Below are 655 nucleotides of genomic sequence, written 5' to 3' on the forward strand. Positions count from 1 at the left end.
GGTTTGTCGCACCCAAGGGCTACAGCGGGCGCTTGCCCCGCGACCTGGAGATCGTCCAGACCGTCGCCGCCCGGTTACTCGCCGAGGAGCTTGCCCATGAGTGAATTACCCAGCCGTCCGGCCGCGCGGATTTTGCGCGCCGATGAAGCGGCGTTATGGACCGATGGCTTTGCCTTTGTGCAAGCCGCCAGGGCGCACGCCGAGCAGATCAAGGCCGACAGCGACCAATGGCTGCACACCGCCCGCGCCGAGGGTTTTGAAAGTGCGCGCCGCGAAGGTGCCGAACAGGTTGCACAGTTGCTGCTGGAAACCCAGGCCCAGGTCCAGCATTACCTGGCCGGGCTTGAGGCGTCGCTGGCGGACCTGGCCCTGGGCATCGTGCGTGAAGTACTCGGCGAACTGGATGACACCGACCGCGTGGTGCGTTGTACACGCCAGGCCCTGAGCGCGTTTCGCCAGGGCCAGGCCTTGACGTTGTGGGTGCCGCCCGCCGAAGTGAATGCCCTGCGCCCACAGTTGCTCAAGGACGGCATCGCCGTGGAGGCCGATGCGCAACTGGGCGCCGGCCAGGCCCGCCTGAGCAGCCCGGCGGGTTCGGTTGAGCTGGGGCTGGAGGCGCAACTGCAAAGCCTGCGCCGCAGCCTGTTGCCCTTTG

The 655-nt window shown here is 67.3% G+C and carries 1 protein-coding gene; it reads left to right on the forward strand.

The genetic code is table 11. The annotated features are described in order from the left end of the window. Positions 1-96: 96 nt before the first annotated feature. A partial coding sequence (locus HX846_RS35965) for a FliH/SctL family protein (RefSeq protein WP_178967317.1) occupies positions 97-655 on the forward strand: 559 nt, incomplete at its 3' end.

The sequence above is a fragment of the Pseudomonas sp. K5002 genome (genome assembly GCF_013386655.1).
Classification (GTDB): domain Bacteria; phylum Pseudomonadota; class Gammaproteobacteria; order Pseudomonadales; family Pseudomonadaceae; genus Aquipseudomonas.